The sequence below is a fragment of the Aquamicrobium sp. LC103 genome (assembly GCF_001014615.2).
Lineage (GTDB): Bacteria > Pseudomonadota > Alphaproteobacteria > Rhizobiales > Rhizobiaceae > LBCQ02.
The window spans coordinates 89896-106191 of the sequence record NZ_LBCQ02000011.1 but is presented as its reverse complement, the minus strand read 5'-3'; the positions used below and the strand labels follow the sequence as shown (position 1 = coordinate 106191).

At 65.6% G+C, this 16296-nt stretch carries 17 protein-coding genes; 14 read left to right on the top strand and 3 right to left on the bottom strand.

From position 1 onward, the window contains the following. The first annotated feature begins 11 nt into the window (after positions 1-11). The 13 genes from XW59_RS20985 (at position 12) to XW59_RS20925 (ending at position 12501) form a co-directional block, all read left to right on the top strand. On the top strand, positions 12-569 hold the full coding sequence (locus XW59_RS20985; protein ID WP_047147683.1) for a TadE/TadG family type IV pilus assembly protein: 558 nt from the start codon (positions 12-14) through the stop codon (positions 567-569). A 49-nt stretch (positions 570-618) separates the two neighbouring features. Next, on the top strand, positions 619-1227 hold the full coding sequence (locus XW59_RS20980; protein ID WP_136068403.1) for a TadE/TadG family type IV pilus assembly protein: 609 nt from the start codon (positions 619-621) through the stop codon (positions 1225-1227). A 104-nt stretch (positions 1228-1331) separates the two neighbouring features. Beyond that, entirely contained in the window at positions 1332-2561 is a 1230-nt protein-coding gene (locus tag XW59_RS20975) for a phosphopentomutase (RefSeq protein WP_047147685.1), read from the top strand. After that, positions 2554-3447 carry a bifunctional DNA-formamidopyrimidine glycosylase/DNA-(apurinic or apyrimidinic site) lyase gene (gene mutM / locus XW59_RS20970; protein WP_047147686.1) on the top strand — a complete coding sequence of 298 codons (894 nt, stop codon included), beginning with the start codon at positions 2554-2556 and terminating at the stop codon, positions 3445-3447. The genes XW59_RS20975 and mutM overlap by 8 nt, the downstream gene beginning before the upstream one ends. 42 nt (positions 3448-3489) lie before the next feature. Further along, entirely contained in the window at positions 3490-4263 is a 774-nt protein-coding gene (locus tag XW59_RS20965) for an enoyl-CoA hydratase (protein ID WP_047147687.1), read from the top strand. Between the two features lie 159 nt (positions 4264-4422). Next, positions 4423-4689 carry a 30S ribosomal protein S20 gene (gene rpsT / locus XW59_RS20960; RefSeq protein WP_047147688.1) on the top strand — a complete coding sequence of 89 codons (267 nt, stop codon included), beginning with the start codon at positions 4423-4425 and terminating at the stop codon, positions 4687-4689. A gap of 868 nt (positions 4690-5557) precedes the next feature. Beyond that, a complete protein-coding gene (gene dnaA / locus XW59_RS20955) occupies positions 5558-7024 on the top strand; it encodes a chromosomal replication initiator protein DnaA (protein WP_246666159.1) in 1467 nt (488 codons plus the stop codon). A 167-nt stretch (positions 7025-7191) separates the two neighbouring features. Next, complete coding sequence (dnaN, locus tag XW59_RS20950) at positions 7192-8310, top strand: DNA polymerase III subunit beta (protein WP_047147690.1); 1119 nt, start codon at positions 7192-7194, stop codon at positions 8308-8310. A gap of 30 nt (positions 8311-8340) precedes the next feature. After that, positions 8341-9507, top strand: a complete 1167-nt coding sequence (gene recF, locus XW59_RS20945) for a DNA replication/repair protein RecF (RefSeq protein WP_047147691.1) — start codon at positions 8341-8343, stop codon at positions 9505-9507. Between the two features lie 66 nt (positions 9508-9573). Then, entirely contained in the window at positions 9574-10335 is a 762-nt protein-coding gene (locus XW59_RS20940; protein ID WP_047147692.1) for a molybdopterin-synthase adenylyltransferase MoeB, read from the top strand. Between the two features lie 8 nt (positions 10336-10343). Then, a complete protein-coding gene (locus XW59_RS20935; RefSeq protein ID WP_047147693.1) occupies positions 10344-10832 on the top strand; it encodes a GNAT family N-acetyltransferase in 489 nt (162 codons plus the stop codon). After that, a complete protein-coding gene (locus tag XW59_RS20930) occupies positions 10829-12082 on the top strand; it encodes an aconitase X catalytic domain-containing protein (RefSeq protein WP_082137735.1) in 1254 nt (417 codons plus the stop codon). The genes XW59_RS20935 and XW59_RS20930 overlap by 4 nt, the downstream gene beginning before the upstream one ends. A 26-nt stretch (positions 12083-12108) precedes the next feature. Further along, entirely contained in the window at positions 12109-12501 is a 393-nt protein-coding gene (locus tag XW59_RS20925; protein ID WP_047147694.1) for a DUF126 domain-containing protein, read from the top strand. Positions 12502-12821: 320 nt separating this feature from the next. Here the strand turns inward: XW59_RS20925 and XW59_RS20920 are convergent, their stop codons facing one another. Both XW59_RS20920 and XW59_RS20915 read right to left on the bottom strand, forming a co-directional pair. Beyond that, a complete protein-coding gene (locus tag XW59_RS20920; RefSeq protein WP_047147695.1) occupies positions 12822-13814 on the bottom strand; it encodes a 3',5'-cyclic-nucleotide phosphodiesterase in 993 nt (330 codons plus the stop codon). Between the two features lie 105 nt (positions 13815-13919). Continuing rightward, positions 13920-14921, bottom strand: coding sequence for a D-glycerate dehydrogenase (locus tag XW59_RS20915; RefSeq protein ID WP_047147696.1), 1002 nt, complete (start codon positions 14919-14921; stop codon positions 13920-13922). 251 nt (positions 14922-15172) lie between these two features. On the opposite strand from XW59_RS20915, the gene XW59_RS20910 reads away from it, so the two are divergent. Beyond that, positions 15173-15655 (top strand): SH3 domain-containing protein, encoded by a 483-nt coding sequence (locus XW59_RS20910; RefSeq protein ID WP_246666166.1) that lies wholly within the window; start codon positions 15173-15175, stop codon positions 15653-15655. Positions 15656-15800: 145 nt separating this feature from the next. On the opposite strand, the gene irrA is transcribed toward XW59_RS20910, so the two are convergent. Beyond that, the gene (gene irrA / locus XW59_RS20905) at positions 15801-16211 is read right to left on the bottom strand and encodes an iron response transcriptional regulator IrrA (protein ID WP_281406243.1); all 411 of its coding nucleotides are present in this window, start codon (positions 16209-16211) and stop codon (positions 15801-15803) included. Positions 16212-16296 lie beyond the last annotated feature (85 nt).

Below are 16296 nucleotides of genomic sequence, written 5' to 3'. Positions count from 1 at the left end.
GGGGGCCGAGCATGGACACCGGAAAGGCTCAAAAACGGCGCATCGATTTCCTCGACCGCTTCAGGCGGGACAGGAAGGGCAGCGTGGCGATCGAGTTCGCGGCGCTTGCGATCCCTTTCTCGCTGCTCGTCTTCGCCATCCTCGAAAGCTGCATCTCCTTTGCCGCCCAGCAGACGATGTCGAACGTGACCGACGACGTCGCGCGCCAGTTCCGCACCGGCCAGCTCAAGGCGGCCGACATGACGGAAACCAGGCTGCGCGACATAATCTGCGGCCGGCTGGAAATCATGGTCTCGCAGGGCTGTCCGGGGCTGGAAATCGACCTGCGCACCTACGACACCTTCGCGGACGCGGCCAGGCAGCGCATCGCCTTCACTTCGGCCAGGGATATCGACACCGAGGATTTCAGGGTCGAGCCGGGCCAGTCCATGTCCAAGAACATGCTCCGGGTCTTCTATCGCTGGCCGGTCATGACCGACTTCCTGCGCAAGTCGATGTCGAACCTGAAGGACGGCAAGACGCTGCTGTTCGCCACCGTGACGTGGCAGAACGAGCCGTTCGATGACTGACCGACGGAAAGGCGTGGAGAATGGCTTGGGGGGATTTGGGATCATGGCGATGAAGGCCTTGGACATCAGGCGGATTTTCACGGGCCTGCGCCGGCTTGCAGCCGACAGGCGCGGCGTCGCCGCCGTCGAGTTCGCCTTCATCGCGCCGGTCCTGCTCTCGCTCTATTTCGTGACGATGGAAGTCGCGCAGGGCATCGACGCCAACAAGAAGGTGAGTCGCGTCGGCTCGATGGTGGCCGACCTCGTGACGCAGCAACACCCGATCAACAGATCGGAGCTGGAAGCGATCATGAAGATCGGCGAGGCGATCCTCCAGCCCTATAACCGCTCGCGCGCCGACATCGTCGTCACGGCGATCCAGATCACCGACGAGAACACGCCGAGGGCGAGGGTGGCGTGGTCGCGCAAGCTCAAGAACGGCAGCTTCAACGCAGACGCGGCGCCGGGAACGATCGCCACGGTGCCGGACAGCCTGCGGATCAGAAACACCTTCCTCATCCGCGTCACCAGCGAACTTTCCTACCGCCCGGTCATCACCTGGAGCGCGAGCCAGCAAAAGGCCGTCGGGCTTCTCGGCATGTTCGACGCCCTTCCGATGAGCGAGACCTACTATCTGCGTCCACGCATGAGCCAGACCATTCCCTGCCAGGATTGCTGACGCGGCCGCCACGATCCGAAATCGCTCCTGACGTTTCCGAATTGCCAAGGCAGCCGCGCGCGCCTATCTCTGGGCTATCCTCACGAGCAACAGGCCGGGTAAGAATGGTGCGCGCTTTCCTCTTCGTACTCGACTCCTTCGGGATCGGCGGTGCGCCGGATGCGGACGAGTTCGGTGACGCGGGCGCGGACACGTTCGGCCATATCGAGGCGGCCTGCGCCGACGGCAAGGCGGATGTGGCTGGCTTGCGCTCAGGCCCGCTTTCGCTGCCCAACATGCGCTCGCTCGGCCTCTGGCACGCCGCCGCGCTGGCAACCGGCAGGCAGGCCCCGGACGAGACCCCCGACGGCTTCTACGGCGCCGCGGAGGAGGTCTCCAGCGGCAAGGACACGCCCTCCGGCCATTGGGAGATCGCCGGGCTGCCCGTTCGCTTCGACTGGGGCTATTTTCCGGACACGCAGCCGGCCTTCCCCGAGGAACTGACGCAGGCGATCACCGTGGAAGGAAACGTCCCCGGCATTCTCGGCAACTGCCACGCCTCCGGGACGGAAATCATCGAGCGCCTGGGGGAAGAGCATATCCGCACCGGCAAGCCGATCGTCTACACCTCGGTGGATTCGGTGATCCAGATCGCCGCGCACGAAACCCATTTCGGCCTGCAGCGCCTCTACGACCTCTGCAAGGTGGTGCGCCGGCTCGCCGACCCGCTGAAGATCGGCAGGGTCATCGCGCGGCCCTTCGTCGGCGAGCACGCGCGCGAGTTCGAGCGCACGCCCAACCGCAAGGACCTCGCCGTGCCGCCGCCCGAGCCTACGCTGCTCGACCGCCTGACCGCGGAAGGCCGCACCGTCTTCGCCATCGGCAAGATCGGCGACATCTTCGCCCAGCGCGGCATATCCGAGGTCCGCAAGGCGCCCGACAACATGCGCATGTTCGATGCCGCGCTCGGCGCGATGCGCGACGCCGGGGACGGCGACCTGGTATTCGCCAACTTCGTCGATTTCGACACCAATTACGGGCATCGGCGCGATATTCCCGGCTATGCCGCGGCGCTCGAGGCGTTCGACCAGCGGCTGCCGGAGGCCTTCGCGCTGCTTCAGCCCGGCGACATGCTCGTGCTTACCGCCGATCACGGCTGCGATCCGGGCTGGCGCGGCACCGATCACACGCGCGAGCGCGTGCCGGTCATCGGCACCGGGCCGGGGCTGTCCGCCGGCGCCATCGGCCTGCGCAAGACCTTCTCCGACATAGGCGAGGGCGTCGCCGAGCATCTCGGCATCGCGCCCGGCCGCCACGGCACGTCGTTCCTCTCGGCCTTGCGCGCCCATGCCTGAGCTGCCCGAGGTCGAAACCGTCCGGCGCGGGCTGCAGCCGGTCTTCGAGGGTTCGCGCATCGTCGCGGTCGAGCAGCGCCGACCGGACCTGCGCTTCCCCTTTCCCGCCGATTTCGCGAAAAGGCTGACCGGACGCGAGGTTATCTCGCTCGGACGCAGGGCGAAATACCTGACCGTCCATCTCGACCGCGATCCGGTCCTCATCTGCCATCTCGGCATGTCGGGGTCGTTCCGGGTGGAAACGGGCACGGAAAGCGCCGTGCCCGGCACGTTCCATCACGAGCGCTCCAAGGATGCCGCGCACGACCATGTCGTTTTCCGGCTGAAGGGCCGCGAAGGCGTCGAGCATCGCGTCATCTTCAACGATCCGCGCCGGTTCGGCTTCATGCTCTTCGCGGAAGCCGCGCAGCTCGACACGCATCCCTCGCTTGCCGGGCTCGGCGTCGAGCCGACCGGAAACGCGTTCGACGGAACGCTGCTGAGCGACCTCTTCCGCGGCAGGAAGGTACCGCTCAAGGCGGCCTTGCTCGACCAGCGGCTGATCGCCGGGCTCGGCAACATCTATGTTTGCGAGGCGCTGTGGCGGGCGGGCCTTTCGCCGCGCCGCGCCGCCGGCTCGATCGCGGCGGCACCCGGACGCCGCAGCGCAAGATGCGACAAACTCGCCGGCGCGATCAGGGACGTCATCGCCGAGGCGATCGCGGCGGGCGGCTCGTCGCTGCGCGACTACGTACGGGCCGATGGCTCGCTCGGCTATTTCCAGCATTCCTTCAGCGTCTACGACCGCGAGGGCGAGCCCTGCCCCAAGCCCGGCTGCGGCGGGACGATTTCGCGCATCGTGCAGTCCGGGCGTTCCACTTTCTATTGCCCTGCCTGCCAGCGTTAGCTATTCGAAGCTGATCCAATCGATATTCAGAGGGAGGTATCCATGGCCTACGAGACGATTCTTGTCGAAACCCGCGGCAAGGTGGGCCTGATCACCCTCAACCGTCCCCAGGCACTCAATGCGCTCAATTCGACCGTCCTCAAGGACGTCGTGGCCGCGCTCGAAAGCTTCGAGGCCAATCCGGCGATCGGCGCGATCGTCCTGACCGGCTCGGAGAAGGCGTTCGCGGCCGGCGCCGACATCAAGGAAATGCACCAGAAGTCCTACATAGACATGTATATGCAGGACTTCTTTTCCGGCTGGGACGCGATGACCCGCATCCGCAAGCCGATCATCGCCGCCGTCGCGGGATACGCGCTCGGCGGCGGCTGCGAGCTTGCCATGATGTGCGACTTCATCATCGCGGCGGACAATGCCAAGTTCGGCCAGCCCGAGATCACGCTGGGCGTCATGCCCGGCATGGGCGGCTCGCAGCGGCTTACCCGTTTCGTCGGCAAGTCCAAGGCCATGGACATGTGCCTGACCGGGCGGATGATGGATGCCGCGGAAGCCGAGCGCAGCGGGCTGGTGTCGCGCGTCGTCCCGCTCGGCGAACTGATCGAGGAGACGCTCAAGGCGGCCGCCAAGATCGCCGAATTCTCGCTGCCGGCCGTGATGATGACCAAGGAAGCCGTCAACCGATCCTACGAGACCACCCTTTCCGAGGGGCTCCGCTTCGAGCGGCGCGTCTTCCACGCCATGTTCTCGCTGGAGGACCAGAAGGAGGGCATGGCGGCCTTCTCCGAGAAGCGTACGCCGACCTTCAGGAACCGCTGAGAACCGCTTCGGCTTCATTTTGCCGCCGATGAGCGTTGACGGGCTGCGAAACCTGATCTATAAGCCGCCCAACTGAGGCGGCCGAGCGGCTGCCCCTTTGTTTTTGCGCCCTGCGAACCGATCTCAGGCGCGCCCACGCTGAACATAGAGAGAGGCAATATGGCCAACACGTCTTCGGCCAAGAAGGCTACGCGCAAGATCGATCGCCGAACGGCCATCAACAAGAACCGTCGCTCGCGCGTGCGTACTTTCGTCCGCAAGGTCGAGGAAGCGCTGGCGGCCGGTGACAAGGCAGCCGCCGAGGCCGCCCTGAAGGCCGCGCAGCCCGAGCTGATGCGCGCCGCCACCAAGGGCGTTCTCCACAAGAACACGGCTTCCAGGAAGGTTTCGCGCCTGACGCAGCGGCTCAAGTCGCTCGACGCCTGATCCCATCCTTTTACGGATTGCCGACTTAATTCGACCCGGCGGGCTTCCCGCCGGGTTTTTCATTTGCCGCGCAATGGCTTGCCGCATTGCAAAAAAGAACCTCCCCGGGAGACCCGTTCTCGTTAGCCGAATATTCGGAAAAACTGATCTAACGGGCCGCCTCCGGGAAAGGGATTCCGTTTCTTCCGGGACATAAATTATCTTTTAATTCCAACCGATTATCGATGGATCGCGCGAGTGTTGCCGGGGTGGCGCGAGTCCGCCGGGGCCATTTAGCTGTCAAGCTGATTTTTGTGTTTTTTTTTCGGAGCAGACGGGTTGCGGGAAAAGGTTTTGAATCAAAACGGTTTATGCGTTTCGGTCCATCGCGGCGGGACGCAGAATGGCCACATCGCTGCCTGATTCATGAAAAATTCGTAACCAGCGGGCTTGCCCTCTCCACGGGCTTTTTTGTAGTGTCTGGACATCGAGAGGGCAGGGAATTTGTCCTGCGGATCCAGCCCAAAAACGGCGAGCTTGCAGCGCGGAAGTTGATTCCGCGTGCGGTCTGGACTGCGCCCTATCGAGCAAAGTGGGACTGCAGGTAACTGCGATAAAGTTAACGTTCGACTCCGGTGGCAACGCCGGGGCGGGGCTTTTTGCGGGCAACCGCGACATGAAATTGAAAGGAGACCGGGGGCCGACCTGACGTGTTTTGAGTACCGGCAAAAAAATACCAAGAGTGCGCGTCGCCATGAGGCGAAAAACAAACGTAGCAGCGGCGCGGCACGCGAAATGACAATACAGGGACAGTCACATGCAAAGCGGCATTGAGCTGGAGGCCCAGATTGGGCAGCCACTTTCCAAGAATCAGATCGAGGGGAACAAGATGACCGTCGCCGTAGGGCCCGAGCAAATTTTCGAACGCGTGAACACGCAGTTGAGGGCCCGTCTCGGCAACGACGTTTACTCAAGCTGGTTCGGGCGCATGCAGCTCGCCGAAACTTCAAAGGGGCTCGTTCGACTGTCGGTTCCCACCGCGTTCCTGCGCCAGTGGATCAACGGCCATTATCTCGACACCATCTGCGACCTCTGGAAACAGAGCGCGCCGGAGGTGCTCAAGGTCGAGATCGTGGTGCGCAGCGCCACCCGCAACATCCGCCCCGTCTGCGAGGACGACGATGCCGCGAGGAAACCGCAGCGCCAGGTGATCGCCGGCGCCGGCGCCGTCCATCTCAACCCCTCCCGTCTCGACAAGGTGACGCCGCAGCGCCCGTCTCCGATCGAAGGCGCCGGCAAGCAGACCGTGCTCGGCTCGCCGCTCGACGGCCGCTATACCTTCGATTCCTATGTGGAAGGCCCTTCCAACCGCGTCGCCTTCGCGGCGGCTCGCGCGGTGGCGGAATCCTCCTCTAACGCCCTGCGCTTCAACCCGCTCTTCCTGCACGCCTCCGTCGGCCTCGGCAAGACGCACCTGCTGCAGGCGATCGCCGCCGAGGCCCTCAAGCGCCGGCCGCAATCGCGCGTCGTCTACCTGACGGCGGAATATTTCATGTGGCGTTTCGCCACCGCCATCCGCGACAACAATGCGCTCACCTTCAAGGAGCAGTTGCGCGACATCGACCTCCTCATCATCGACGACATGCAGTTCCTGCAGGGCAAGTCGATCCAGCACGAGTTCTGCCACCTGATCAACACGCTGCTCGACAGCGCCAAGCAGGTGGTCGTGGCTGGTGATCGTCCGCCTTCGGAGCTGGAATCGCTGGAACCGCGCGTGCGTTCGCGCCTCAATGGCGGCGTCGCCCTCGAAATGGCGGCACCCGACTTCCAGATGCGCCTGGAGATCCTCAAGCAGCGCTATGCGGCGGCGACCAGCGAGGACGCCTCGCTCGCCATTCCCGAGGAGATTCTCGTCCACGTCGCCCAGACCGTCACCGGCAGCGGCCGCGAACTCGAAGGCGCGTTCAACCAGATCCTGTTCCGCCAGTCCTTCGAGCCGCAGATCTCGGTCGAGCGTGTCGAGGAATTGCTCGGCCACATGTACCGCACCGGCGAGCCGAAGCGCGTGCGCATCGAGGACATCCAGCGCATCGTCGCGCGCCACTACAACGTCTCGAAGACCGAGCTGCTTTCAAACCGGCGCACCCGCACCATCGTCAAGCCGCGCCAGGTCGCCATGTATCTGGCCAAGGTGATGACGCCGCGCTCGCTGCCGGAAATCGGCCGGCGCTTCGGCGGACGCGACCACACCACCGTGCTGCATGCGGTGCGAAAGATCGAGGATCTTTCCGGCGCCGACAACACTATGGCGCAGGAGATCGAGCTCCTCAAACGGCTGATCAACGACCAGGCCTGATCGGCCGCAAGGTTATCCCCGATAAAGCCCGCGCAAACGGCCCGAAACCGTTGCGCGGGCTTGCCTTTGGGCGCATTTTCCTGTCAGTTTGCACGTCCATTTCGGCGGGCGCCAAGGGAGGCGCATCCGCAGACTCCTGGAAATAATCGAAGCGAGATCGGCTCGTCATGCGTGTAGTTCTGGAACGTTCCAACCTCTTGAAATCGTTGAACCATGTTCATCGCGTGGTGGAACGGCGCAACACAATTCCGATCCTCTCGAACGTGCTGCTCTCGGCGGCCGGCGCGAGCCTCGAAATGAAGGCGACCGACCTCGACCTCGAGGTTACCGAGGCGACCGCCGCGGTGGTCGAGCAGACGGGCGCCACCACCGTGCCGGCGCACCTGCTCTACGACATCGTGCGCAAGCTTCCCGACGGCGCCGAGGTGATGCTCAAGGTCGACGAAAGCGGCAACTCCATGTCGGTGATCTCGGGCCGCTCCTCCTTCCGCCTGCAATGCCTGCCGCAGTCGGATTTCCCCGAGCTTTCCGCCGGCTCCTTCTCGCACATTTTCCGGCTCGAATCCGCGGCCCTCAAGGGGCTCATCGAGAAGACCCAGTTCGCCATCTCCACCGAGGAGACGCGCTATTATCTCAACGGCATCTATCTCCACACCCATGAGGAGGGCGGCAAGCTGAAGCTGCGCTCGGTGGCGACCGACGGCCATCGCCTCGCCCGCGCCGAGGTCGACGCGCCCGCCGGCTCGGAAGGCATGCCGGGCATCATCATCCCGCGCAAGACGGTGAGCGAGTTGCAGAAGCTCGTCGACGATCCAGACATCGCGGTCACCACCGAGCTTTCCGACACCAAGATCCGGTTCACGATCGGCAGCGTCGTGCTCACTTCCAAGCTGATCGACGGCACCTTCCCCGACTATCAGCGCGTCATCCCCACCGGCAACGACAAGCAACTCGTCATCGACCGGCAGACCTTCGCGCAGGCTGTCGATCGCGTCTCGACGATATCGTCGGAGCGCGGTCGCGCGGTGAAGCTGTCGATTTCGAGCGGCCTGCTGACGCTGACGGTCAATAATCCCGATTCCGGCAGCGCCACCGAGGAGGTCGCCGCGGATTACGACGCCGACCCGCTGGAGATCGGTTTCAACGCCAAGTACCTGCTCGACGTCGCCGGGCAGCTCTCCGGCAGCGACGCGCGCTTCATGCTGGCCGATGCCGGTTCGCCGACACTTATCCACGACACGACGGACGACAACGCGCTCTACGTGCTGATGCCGATGCGCGTGTAGCACCGGGCGGACCCTCTCCGCTCAAAGCCGATGCCTGGAGAAAACGAACAAGGCGCTGACCGGCCGGATGGCGAGACGCAAACGCATGTCGCGCGGCTGCTGCTGACGGATTTCCGCAACTATGCGGGCCTGGTGCTGGATTTCCGGCCGGGCGCGGTGGTTCTCACCGGCGACAACGGCGCCGGCAAGACCAATCTTCTCGAGGCCATATCTTTCCTGACACCCGGGCGAGGCTTGCGCCGAGCGGCCTATGACGCGGTCGCGCGCACGGGCAGCACGGGTTTCGCAGTGCATGTCCGCATTGCCGGCTCCTTCGGCGATTGCGAGATCGGCACCGGCACGCTCGGCGAGGACGGCGAGACCGGGCGACGGGTTCGCATCAACGGCGCATCCGCCCGCTCCGCCGACGAGATGCTCGAATGGCTGCGCGTCATCTGGCTGGTGCCGGCAATGGACGCGCTCTTCACCGGCCCTGCCGCCGAGCGCCGCCGTTTCATCGACCGCCTGGTGCTGACGATCGACCCGACGCACGGGCGTCGTTCGCTCGACTTCGAGAAGGCGATGCGCAGCCGCAACCGCCTGCTTGCCGACAACAGCCGCGACGATCTCTGGTTCGAGGCGATCGAGACCCAGATGGCCGAAACCGGCGTCGCCATTGCCGCCGCGCGTGCGGAGATCGTGCGGCTTCTGTGCGGCATGGTGGAAAGGCTGCCCGACGACAGCCCCTTCCCCAAGGCCGACATCGCGCTCGGCGGCACGCTGGAGGAGGCAGTCGCCGCACGGCCCGCCGTGGAGGTGGAGGAGGAATACCGGCTCTCGCTTTCCGCCAATCGCGCCCGCGACCGCGCCGCCGGACGTACCCTGGACGGCCCGCACCGCTCCGACCTCTTCGTGCGCCACCGGCCCAAGGACATGCCGGCCGAGCTCTGCTCCACCGGCGAGCAGAAGGCGCTGCTGACCGGACTGGTGCTCTCACATGCCCGCCTGGTCGCCGAGCTTTCCGGCGCGGCGCCGATCCTGCTGCTCGACGAGATCGCCGCCCATCTCGACGCCGGCCGCCGCGCCGCGCTTTTCGGCATCCTGGAGGAACTGAACTGCCAGGCCTTCATGACCGGCACCGACGCCGCGCTGTTTTCGAGCCTCTCCGGCCGCGCGCAGTTCTTCACGGTTGCCGGTGGGCAGGTCACGCCCGCCTAAATTGGCCTTCCGCTTGGCGAGGCCTGGCGCGCTGACAATCTTTCGCGACGGCGCTATTGTGCGTCCATGAACAAGCTCGACACTCCGCCGCTATCGTCCGAGGAACTGGAGCGCTACGCGCGCCACATCGTGCTGCCCGAAGTCGGCGGGCCCGGCCAGCAGAAGCTCAAGCGGGCGCGCGTGCTCGTCATCGGCGCGGGCGGGCTCGGCGCGCCCATTCTTGAATATCTGGCGGCAGCCGGCGTCGGCACGCTCGGCATCGTCGACGACGACGTCGTCTCGCTCTCCAACCTGCAGCGCCAGGTGATCCACGACACCGGGCATGTCGGCCGGACGAAGATCGACAGCGCGGCCGACAGGCTCCGCCGCATCAACCCGACCGTCTCGGTCGAGCCGCACATGCTGCGGCTGACGGCGGAGAACGCCCGGTCCATCGTCGAAGGATATGACATCGTCGCGGACGGCTCCGACAATTTCGCCACCCGCTATGCCGTCGCCGATTCCTGCGCGGAGGCTGCCCGGCCGCTGGTGACCGGCGCGGTCGGCAGGTTCGACGGCTCCGTCACGGTGTTGAAGCCGTTCGAGACGGGCGCCGACGGCTCGCCCAATCCTTCCTACCGCGACCTCTTTCCCGAACCGCCGCCCGCGGGCCTCGTTCCCTCCTGCGCCGAAGCCGGCGTTCTCGGCGCGCTCACCGGCGTCATCGGCACGCTGCAGGCGATGGAAGTCATCAAGCTCATCACCGGCATCGGCGAGCCTCTGGTCGGGCGCCTGCTGATGTATGACGGGCTGGGCGCGAATTTCGAGACCGTGCGCTACCGCAAATAGGTCAGCTCATGCTTACACAAAACCCGATCGCCATCGAACGCCTCCCCCCCGACTTCGCGCATTGGGCCGAACTGCTCGACCTCATCCGCCGCTCCTTCGCCTATATGGACGGGGTGATCGACCCGCCCTCCTCCGTGCACCGCCTGACCGAGCAAGGTCTCCGGGAAAAAGCGCGGACGGAGATCGGCCTCCTCGCACGCGACGGCGACAGGCTCTGCGGCTGCGTCTTTCTGCGGGCGAAGGACGACCATCTCTATGTCGGCAAGCTGGCCGTCGATCCGGCACTGTCAGGCGCGGGCATCGGCCGTCACCTGATGGCGAAGACGGAAGCGGTCGCGCGCAGCCTCGGCAAGCCCGTGCTCGAATTGCAGACCCGTATCGAGCTCGCCGCCAATCACGCGATCTTCGCTCGGCTCGGCTTCGTCGAGACCCAGCGCACGGCGCATGAGGGCTATTCACGCCCGACCACGATCACCATGCGCAAGGCGCTGACGTGAGCTTTTCCCTCACGGCCGAGGAGAGCGCGATCGCCGCGGGCGACGACGGCGCGGCGATCGCCATGCGCATCGTGGCCGAGGCTGCCCGGCTGATGGGGGCGCCGCGGCTGATCCCGATCCGCTCCGCCCATATCGACGGTGCGCTCTATCATGGCGATTCCGGCACTCTCTTCGCCGAAAGGCTCGTCGAGGGCGGCGCCAGGGTCGCCGTCCGCTCCACCCTCAATGTCGGCGCGCTCGATCTCACCGGCTGCAGCCGCGTGCGCCTCGGCGGGCGCGAGCGCGAAATGGCGAGGCGGATGATGGACGCCTATCGCCGGCTCGGCTGCGAGCCGACATGGACCTGCGCGCCCTACCAGGCAGGACACCGGCCGGCATTCGGAACAGACGTCGCATGGGGCGAATCCAACGCGGTCGTCTTCTGCAACTCGGTGCTCGGCGCGCGCACCAACCGCTACGGCGACTTCCTCGACATCGCCTGCGCCATATCGGGCCGCGCCCCGGACTACGGGCTTCACAGACCCGAGAACCGCGCCGCGACTGCGGTCTTCGACGTCTCCGGCCTGCCGGCAGAGTTCCTCGCCTCCGAGATCGCCTGGCCGGTGCTCGGCAGCCTCTACGGGCGCGAGATCGGCACCGCCGTCGGCGTCGTCAAGGGCGTTGCGGCGCACCCCGGCGAGGACGCGCTGAAGGCGTTCGGCGCCGCGGCCGCCTCCTCCGGCGCGGTGGGGCTCTTCCACGTGGCGGGGGTCACGCCGGAAGCGCCCGACCTCGAAACAGCGCTTGCAGGCACGCAGCCGGCAGCAACGATCCGAGTCACGCCCGAAATGGCGCGCATCGCCAGGGCGCGGCTTTCGACGGCGGAAAAGCCCGATCGCATCGACGCGGTCGCCATCGGCAGTCCGCATCTTTCGCCCGCCGAGTTCGACCTGCTCGAACGCGCCATCGCCGGGCGCAGGCTCGCCGTCCCGCTCTATGCCTGCACCGGCCGCCACGTGCTCACGGAACTCGAAAAGACCGGTCGCCGCAAGACGCTGGAGGCGGCAGGCGTGGTGCTGGTGGCCGATACCTGCGTCGTCGTCACCCCGATCCTGCCGGCGATCGAGGGCGCCGTGCTGATGACGAATTCCGGCAAGTTCGCGCATTACGCGCCGGGCAATACCGGCTATGCCGTCATCTATGGATCGCTGCGCGAGTGCGTCGAGAGCGCGATGCTTGGTAAGGTCATGCTAACGGAAAGCTTGTCGTGAGCGCGGCCGCGCGATGCGGGATCCTGATGCCCGGCAGGGGCGTGACGGCATCGGCGCTGGTGCTTGGCGCGCCGATCAGCTTCTGGGGCGGCGTCGACCCTGGAAGCGGGAGGATCGCCGACGTGCGCCATCCGGAGCACGGCGAGAGCATCGCCGGGCGCGTCCTCTTCCTGCCGGGCACGATCGGCTCGTCATCGGCCTCGGCCGTGCTTCTCGAACTGGTCCACAATGGCAACGCGCCGGCCGCGCTGGTGCTCGACGAACCCGACGCCATCCTGCTGCTCGGCCTCGTCGTCGCGCGCGAGATGGGGCTCGAAGCGCCGCTCGCCCTGCGCCTGCCGCAGCCGCGGCACCACGCCTTCGCGGGCCGCATCGTCCGGATCAGCGAGGACGGGAGGCTGGAGAACGCCGGCGGGTGACTGCCCGCAAGCCCCCATGGTGAGCCTGTCGAACCATGAGGATCGCCCCCTTCCACCGTAACGGGGCGATCACATATGGAATCGGCCGGCATCCTCATGGCTTCGTACCCCCACCCCTAACCCCTCCCCACAAGGGGGGGCTGCCTGACTGCAACGCCGCGCATATTCGCCGATGAGCGGCGCCTTGACGCAATCCCTGCAAGGTCCCCCTCCCCCTTGTGGGGAGGGGTTAGGGGTAGGGGTAAATCCATATGCGATTCACCTGCCTACAAGGGGGAGGAGAGGGACCATGCAGGCACAGAGGGAAGGAGCGGACGCTCCTACCTGAACTCCCATTTCATGCCCTGTTCGGGGATGATGAAGCGGACGCCGAGGTCGTTTGCCTCCTCGAGCTGCTCGAGGATCCGCTCCTGCGGCGTCTCGCCCTTCTTCATCGAATGTTTGATGTGACTGACGACCACCGGCATGTCCTTGAGCGCGCCGGCGCCGGCGGCCGCTTCCAATCCGGCAAGCGATTTCATCAGCCAGGCCGGCGTCAGATGGCCGAAGAGATATTCGTCGGGCTGCTCGTTGGTGTAGGAGGTTTCGATGATGATGCCCTTCAGCCGACCGTCGCGCGCTAGGTCGGCGACGGCGGTCCAGATATTCTCGATGTTCGTCGACTTCTCGACCTCGTCGGGCCCGGTGTCGCCGAAGCAGAGAAGTGCCGCATCCCCGCTCTCGATCAGGAAGGCCGTGGATTCGGCGCCTGCATGGCTCAGCGGAAAGGCGGTCACCGACATTTCCGTGTCGTCGATCTCGCGCGCCTTTCCCGGCCGCAGGTCGGCGTAGCCGTATTTCTTCAGCATCGGTTCCTTGCCGCGATCGCCGAAATTGGGCCAGGCTTCCCAGTTGAAATAATTGCGCTCGATGCGCTCGTTGACCGAGGGCAGCGCGTAGATCGGCTTCTTGCCGTCGTCGGGCGAGGCGATGATCACGCCGGCGAAATGGTCGAGATGGGCGTGGCTGATCAGATAGCCCTTGATCCTTTCGGTCAGGACATGGCCGACGCGATCATTCGGCGAATCCTCCGGCACTTCGACCGCATTGAAGACGCCCTTTTCGTCCGCCGCGCGCAGGCCGCTGACGATCGAACCGGCGTCGCAGGTCACATAGCGCTCGTCGTCCAGCGGCCGGATCAGATAGGCGCTGAGATTGCCGTCCTCGATGCCGCCGCGCGCGCCGAGCGTGACCACCTCGAAACCGGACTGCGCATGGGCAGCGCCGGGAAAGATGAAGCAGGCCGCCAGCGCGGCCCTGACCAAGGATTGCATGAAACACCCCACCGGTTTTGAACGGATGGCAGCCAGCTTACCGACGCCGCGGCGGGATGTAACGCCTCTAAATGTCAGGCGCGCGACATGGCGGCGGCAGACGCGTCAGACACGCGACGGCAGCACGCGATCCGGTGGGCGATGCCCGTCGAAGAAGGTGCGGATATTGATGATGACCTTCTCGCCCATGTCGATGCGGCCCTCGATCGTCGCCGAACCCATATGCGGCAGGATCACCACCTTGCCCTTGGCGGCGAGTTTGACCAGCTTGGGGTTGACCGCCGGCTCCTGCTCGAAGACGTCGAGGCCGGCGCCGGCCAGCTTGCCCGTCTCCAGCATCTTCACCAGCGCATCCTCGTCGATGATGTCGCCGCGCGCGGTGTTGACCAGATAGGCGGTCGGCTGCATCAGCGCGAGCCGGCGCGCCGAAAGCAGGTGGAAGGTCGCCGGCGTCGACGGGCAGTTGACCGAGATGATGTCCATGCGGGCGAGCATCTGGTCGAGGCTTTCCCAATAGGTCGCCTCCAACGCGTCCTCGGTGGCGGGCGCCACCCTGTGCCGGTTGTGATAGTGGATCGACAGGCCGAACGCCTTGGCGCGCCGCGCCACCGCCGTGCCGATGCGGCCCATGCCGACGATGCCCAGCCGCTTGCCCCAGATGCGGCGCCCGAGCATCCAGGTCGGCGACCAGCCGGCCCACTTGCCGTTGGTCTCCAGCACGTTGGCGCCCTCGGTCAGCCGGCGCGGCACTGCCAGCATCAGCGCCATCGTCATGTCGGCCGTGTCCTCGGTGAGCACGTTCGGCGTGTTGGTGACGGCGATTCCCCGCTTCGCGGCCGCCGTCACGTCGACATTGTCGACGCCGGTGCCGTAATTGGCGATCAGCTTCAGGTTCTCGCCGGCCTGCTCGATCAGCGCGGCGTCGATGCGGTCCGTCACGGTCGGCACGAGAACGTCGGCCTCGCGCACTGCGGCGACCAGCTCCGGCTGCGTCATCGGCCGGTCCTCGACATTCAGCCGCGCGTCGAACAGCTCCCGCATGCGGGTCTCGACCGGATCCGGCAGCTTGCGGGTGATGACGACGAGAGGCTTTTTCCTGCCGGCCATGAGTTCCTCGAATCCGGGTCTTGTTGAGACCTCTTTAACCAAGAAAGGCGACACTTGAAACCGGTGTCGGAACAGGTCCTGGACTTGGTATCTGTGTACCAAGCCGTCCCGTCGATGACAAAGGAAAAGGGTTCTTCGCGATGCGCGGTCGGAAAGCGCGGCATGCGGTACTGGGAATGAGAATGCAGGGATTGATGCGACTTCGGTCGAGATTGGGTACGGTGCTGGCGGGCGCCGGATTGGTTGCGGCGATGCTGCTTGCTCCGCTGGCCGAGGCGGCCGCGCAGAGCGTGGGTTCCAGCGGACTGCCGCTGCCGCGATTCGTCAGCCTCAAATCCGGCAAGGTCAATCTCAGGGTCGGCCCCGGTTTGAACTACGCGATCGAATGGCGCTACCTGAAATCGGGCGTGCCGATGGAGATCATCCAGGAATACGACAATTGGCGCCGCGTGCGCGATGCCGACGGGGCGGAGGGCTGGATCAACCAGTCGCTTCTTTCCGGTCGCCGCACGGCTATCGCCGCGCCCTGGCAGCGCGGCAAGGAAACCGAGATTCTGCTGCGCACGCAGCCCGACACCTCCTCGCGCATCATCGCCCGGCTCGAGCCCGGCGTGATCGGCACGATCAGCATGTGCAACGGAACCTGGTGCGAGATGGATTTCGCCGGCCACAAGGGCTGGGTCAGCCAATCGCAGATCTGGGGCGCCTATCCGGGCGAGACCTACAAGGACTGAGCTTGTCCGCAAGGCGCGCGCTGCTGGGGCCCGTGCGGACCCTCACCGCCTCTCCAGTTGCGGCGCAACGGCCGCCTACGGCGATTCATCGCGAACAAAAAAACCCGCCTCTGCGGGCGGGTTCGATCGCTGCTTCGAAGCCGTGTCAGCGGGTCGTCTTAGGCCTCAGGCGGACGATGATGTCCACATTGGCGATTTCCATGCCCTCCGGCGGCTCGGGCAGGTTCATCACGCTGACCGGCCCGTGCTCGATGTCCATCACCCGGTTCTCGCCCTCGATGAAGAAATGATGGTGATCGGACGTGTTGGTGTCGAAATAGGTCTTCGCCCCCTCGATCGCGAGGATGCGCAGCAGCCCCGCCTCGGTAAACTGATGGAGCGTGTTGTAGACGGTGGCCAGCGAAACCGCCACGCCCGCCTGCAGCGCCTCCTCGTGGAGTTCCTCGGCCGACAGGTGCCTGTCGCCCTTGGCGAAGAGCAGGTCGGCCAGCGCCACACGCTGCCGCGTCGGGCGCAGCCCGGCGGCGCGCACCCGCGTCTCCACCTCGAACGTCATGTTGCAGCCGTTCCTGTCCATCTGTCCCTACTCGGTTCGCGACCAGCCGGCGAAGCTCCGCCAATTCGGCAATTCGCGCGGACTG

What these genes read in the sequence shown, in the direction of transcription:
- XW59_RS20925 (WP_047147694.1), top strand. Translation starts at nt 12,109, where the DNA reads ATGCCCGGCAGGGGCGTGACGGCATCGGCGCTGGTGCTTGGCGCGCCG.
- XW59_RS20980 (WP_136068403.1), top strand. Translation starts at nt 619, where the DNA reads ATGAAGGCCTTGGACATCAGGCGGATTTTCACGGGCCTGCGCCGGCTT.
- XW59_RS20965 (WP_047147687.1), top strand. Translation starts at nt 3,490, where the DNA reads ATGGCCTACGAGACGATTCTTGTCGAAACCCGCGGCAAGGTGGGCCTG.
- XW59_RS20910 (WP_246666166.1), top strand. Translation starts at nt 15,173, where the DNA reads ATGCTGCTTGCTCCGCTGGCCGAGGCGGCCGCGCAGAGCGTGGGTTCC.
- mutM (WP_047147686.1), top strand. Translation starts at nt 2,554, where the DNA reads ATGCCTGAGCTGCCCGAGGTCGAAACCGTCCGGCGCGGGCTGCAGCCG.
- recF (WP_047147691.1), top strand. Translation starts at nt 8,341, where the DNA reads ATGCCTGGAGAAAACGAACAAGGCGCTGACCGGCCGGATGGCGAGACG.
- XW59_RS20935 (WP_047147693.1), top strand. Translation starts at nt 10,344, where the DNA reads ATGCTTACACAAAACCCGATCGCCATCGAACGCCTCCCCCCCGACTTC.
- dnaN (WP_047147690.1), top strand. Translation starts at nt 7,192, where the DNA reads ATGCGTGTAGTTCTGGAACGTTCCAACCTCTTGAAATCGTTGAACCAT.
- XW59_RS20975 (WP_047147685.1), top strand. Translation starts at nt 1,332, where the DNA reads ATGGTGCGCGCTTTCCTCTTCGTACTCGACTCCTTCGGGATCGGCGGT.
- XW59_RS20920 (WP_047147695.1), bottom strand. Translation starts at nt 13,814, where the DNA reads ATGCAATCCTTGGTCAGGGCCGCGCTGGCGGCCTGCTTCATCTTTCCC.
- XW59_RS20985 (WP_047147683.1), top strand. Translation starts at nt 12, where the DNA reads ATGGACACCGGAAAGGCTCAAAAACGGCGCATCGATTTCCTCGACCGC.
- rpsT (WP_047147688.1), top strand. Translation starts at nt 4,423, where the DNA reads ATGGCCAACACGTCTTCGGCCAAGAAGGCTACGCGCAAGATCGATCGC.
- XW59_RS20940 (WP_047147692.1), top strand. Translation starts at nt 9,574, where the DNA reads ATGAACAAGCTCGACACTCCGCCGCTATCGTCCGAGGAACTGGAGCGC.
- XW59_RS20915 (WP_047147696.1), bottom strand. Translation starts at nt 14,921, where the DNA reads ATGGCCGGCAGGAAAAAGCCTCTCGTCGTCATCACCCGCAAGCTGCCG.
- dnaA (WP_246666159.1), top strand. Translation starts at nt 5,558, where the DNA reads ATGACCGTCGCCGTAGGGCCCGAGCAAATTTTCGAACGCGTGAACACG.
- irrA (WP_281406243.1), bottom strand. Translation starts at nt 16,211, where the DNA reads ATGACGTTCGAGGTGGAGACGCGGGTGCGCGCCGCCGGGCTGCGCCCG.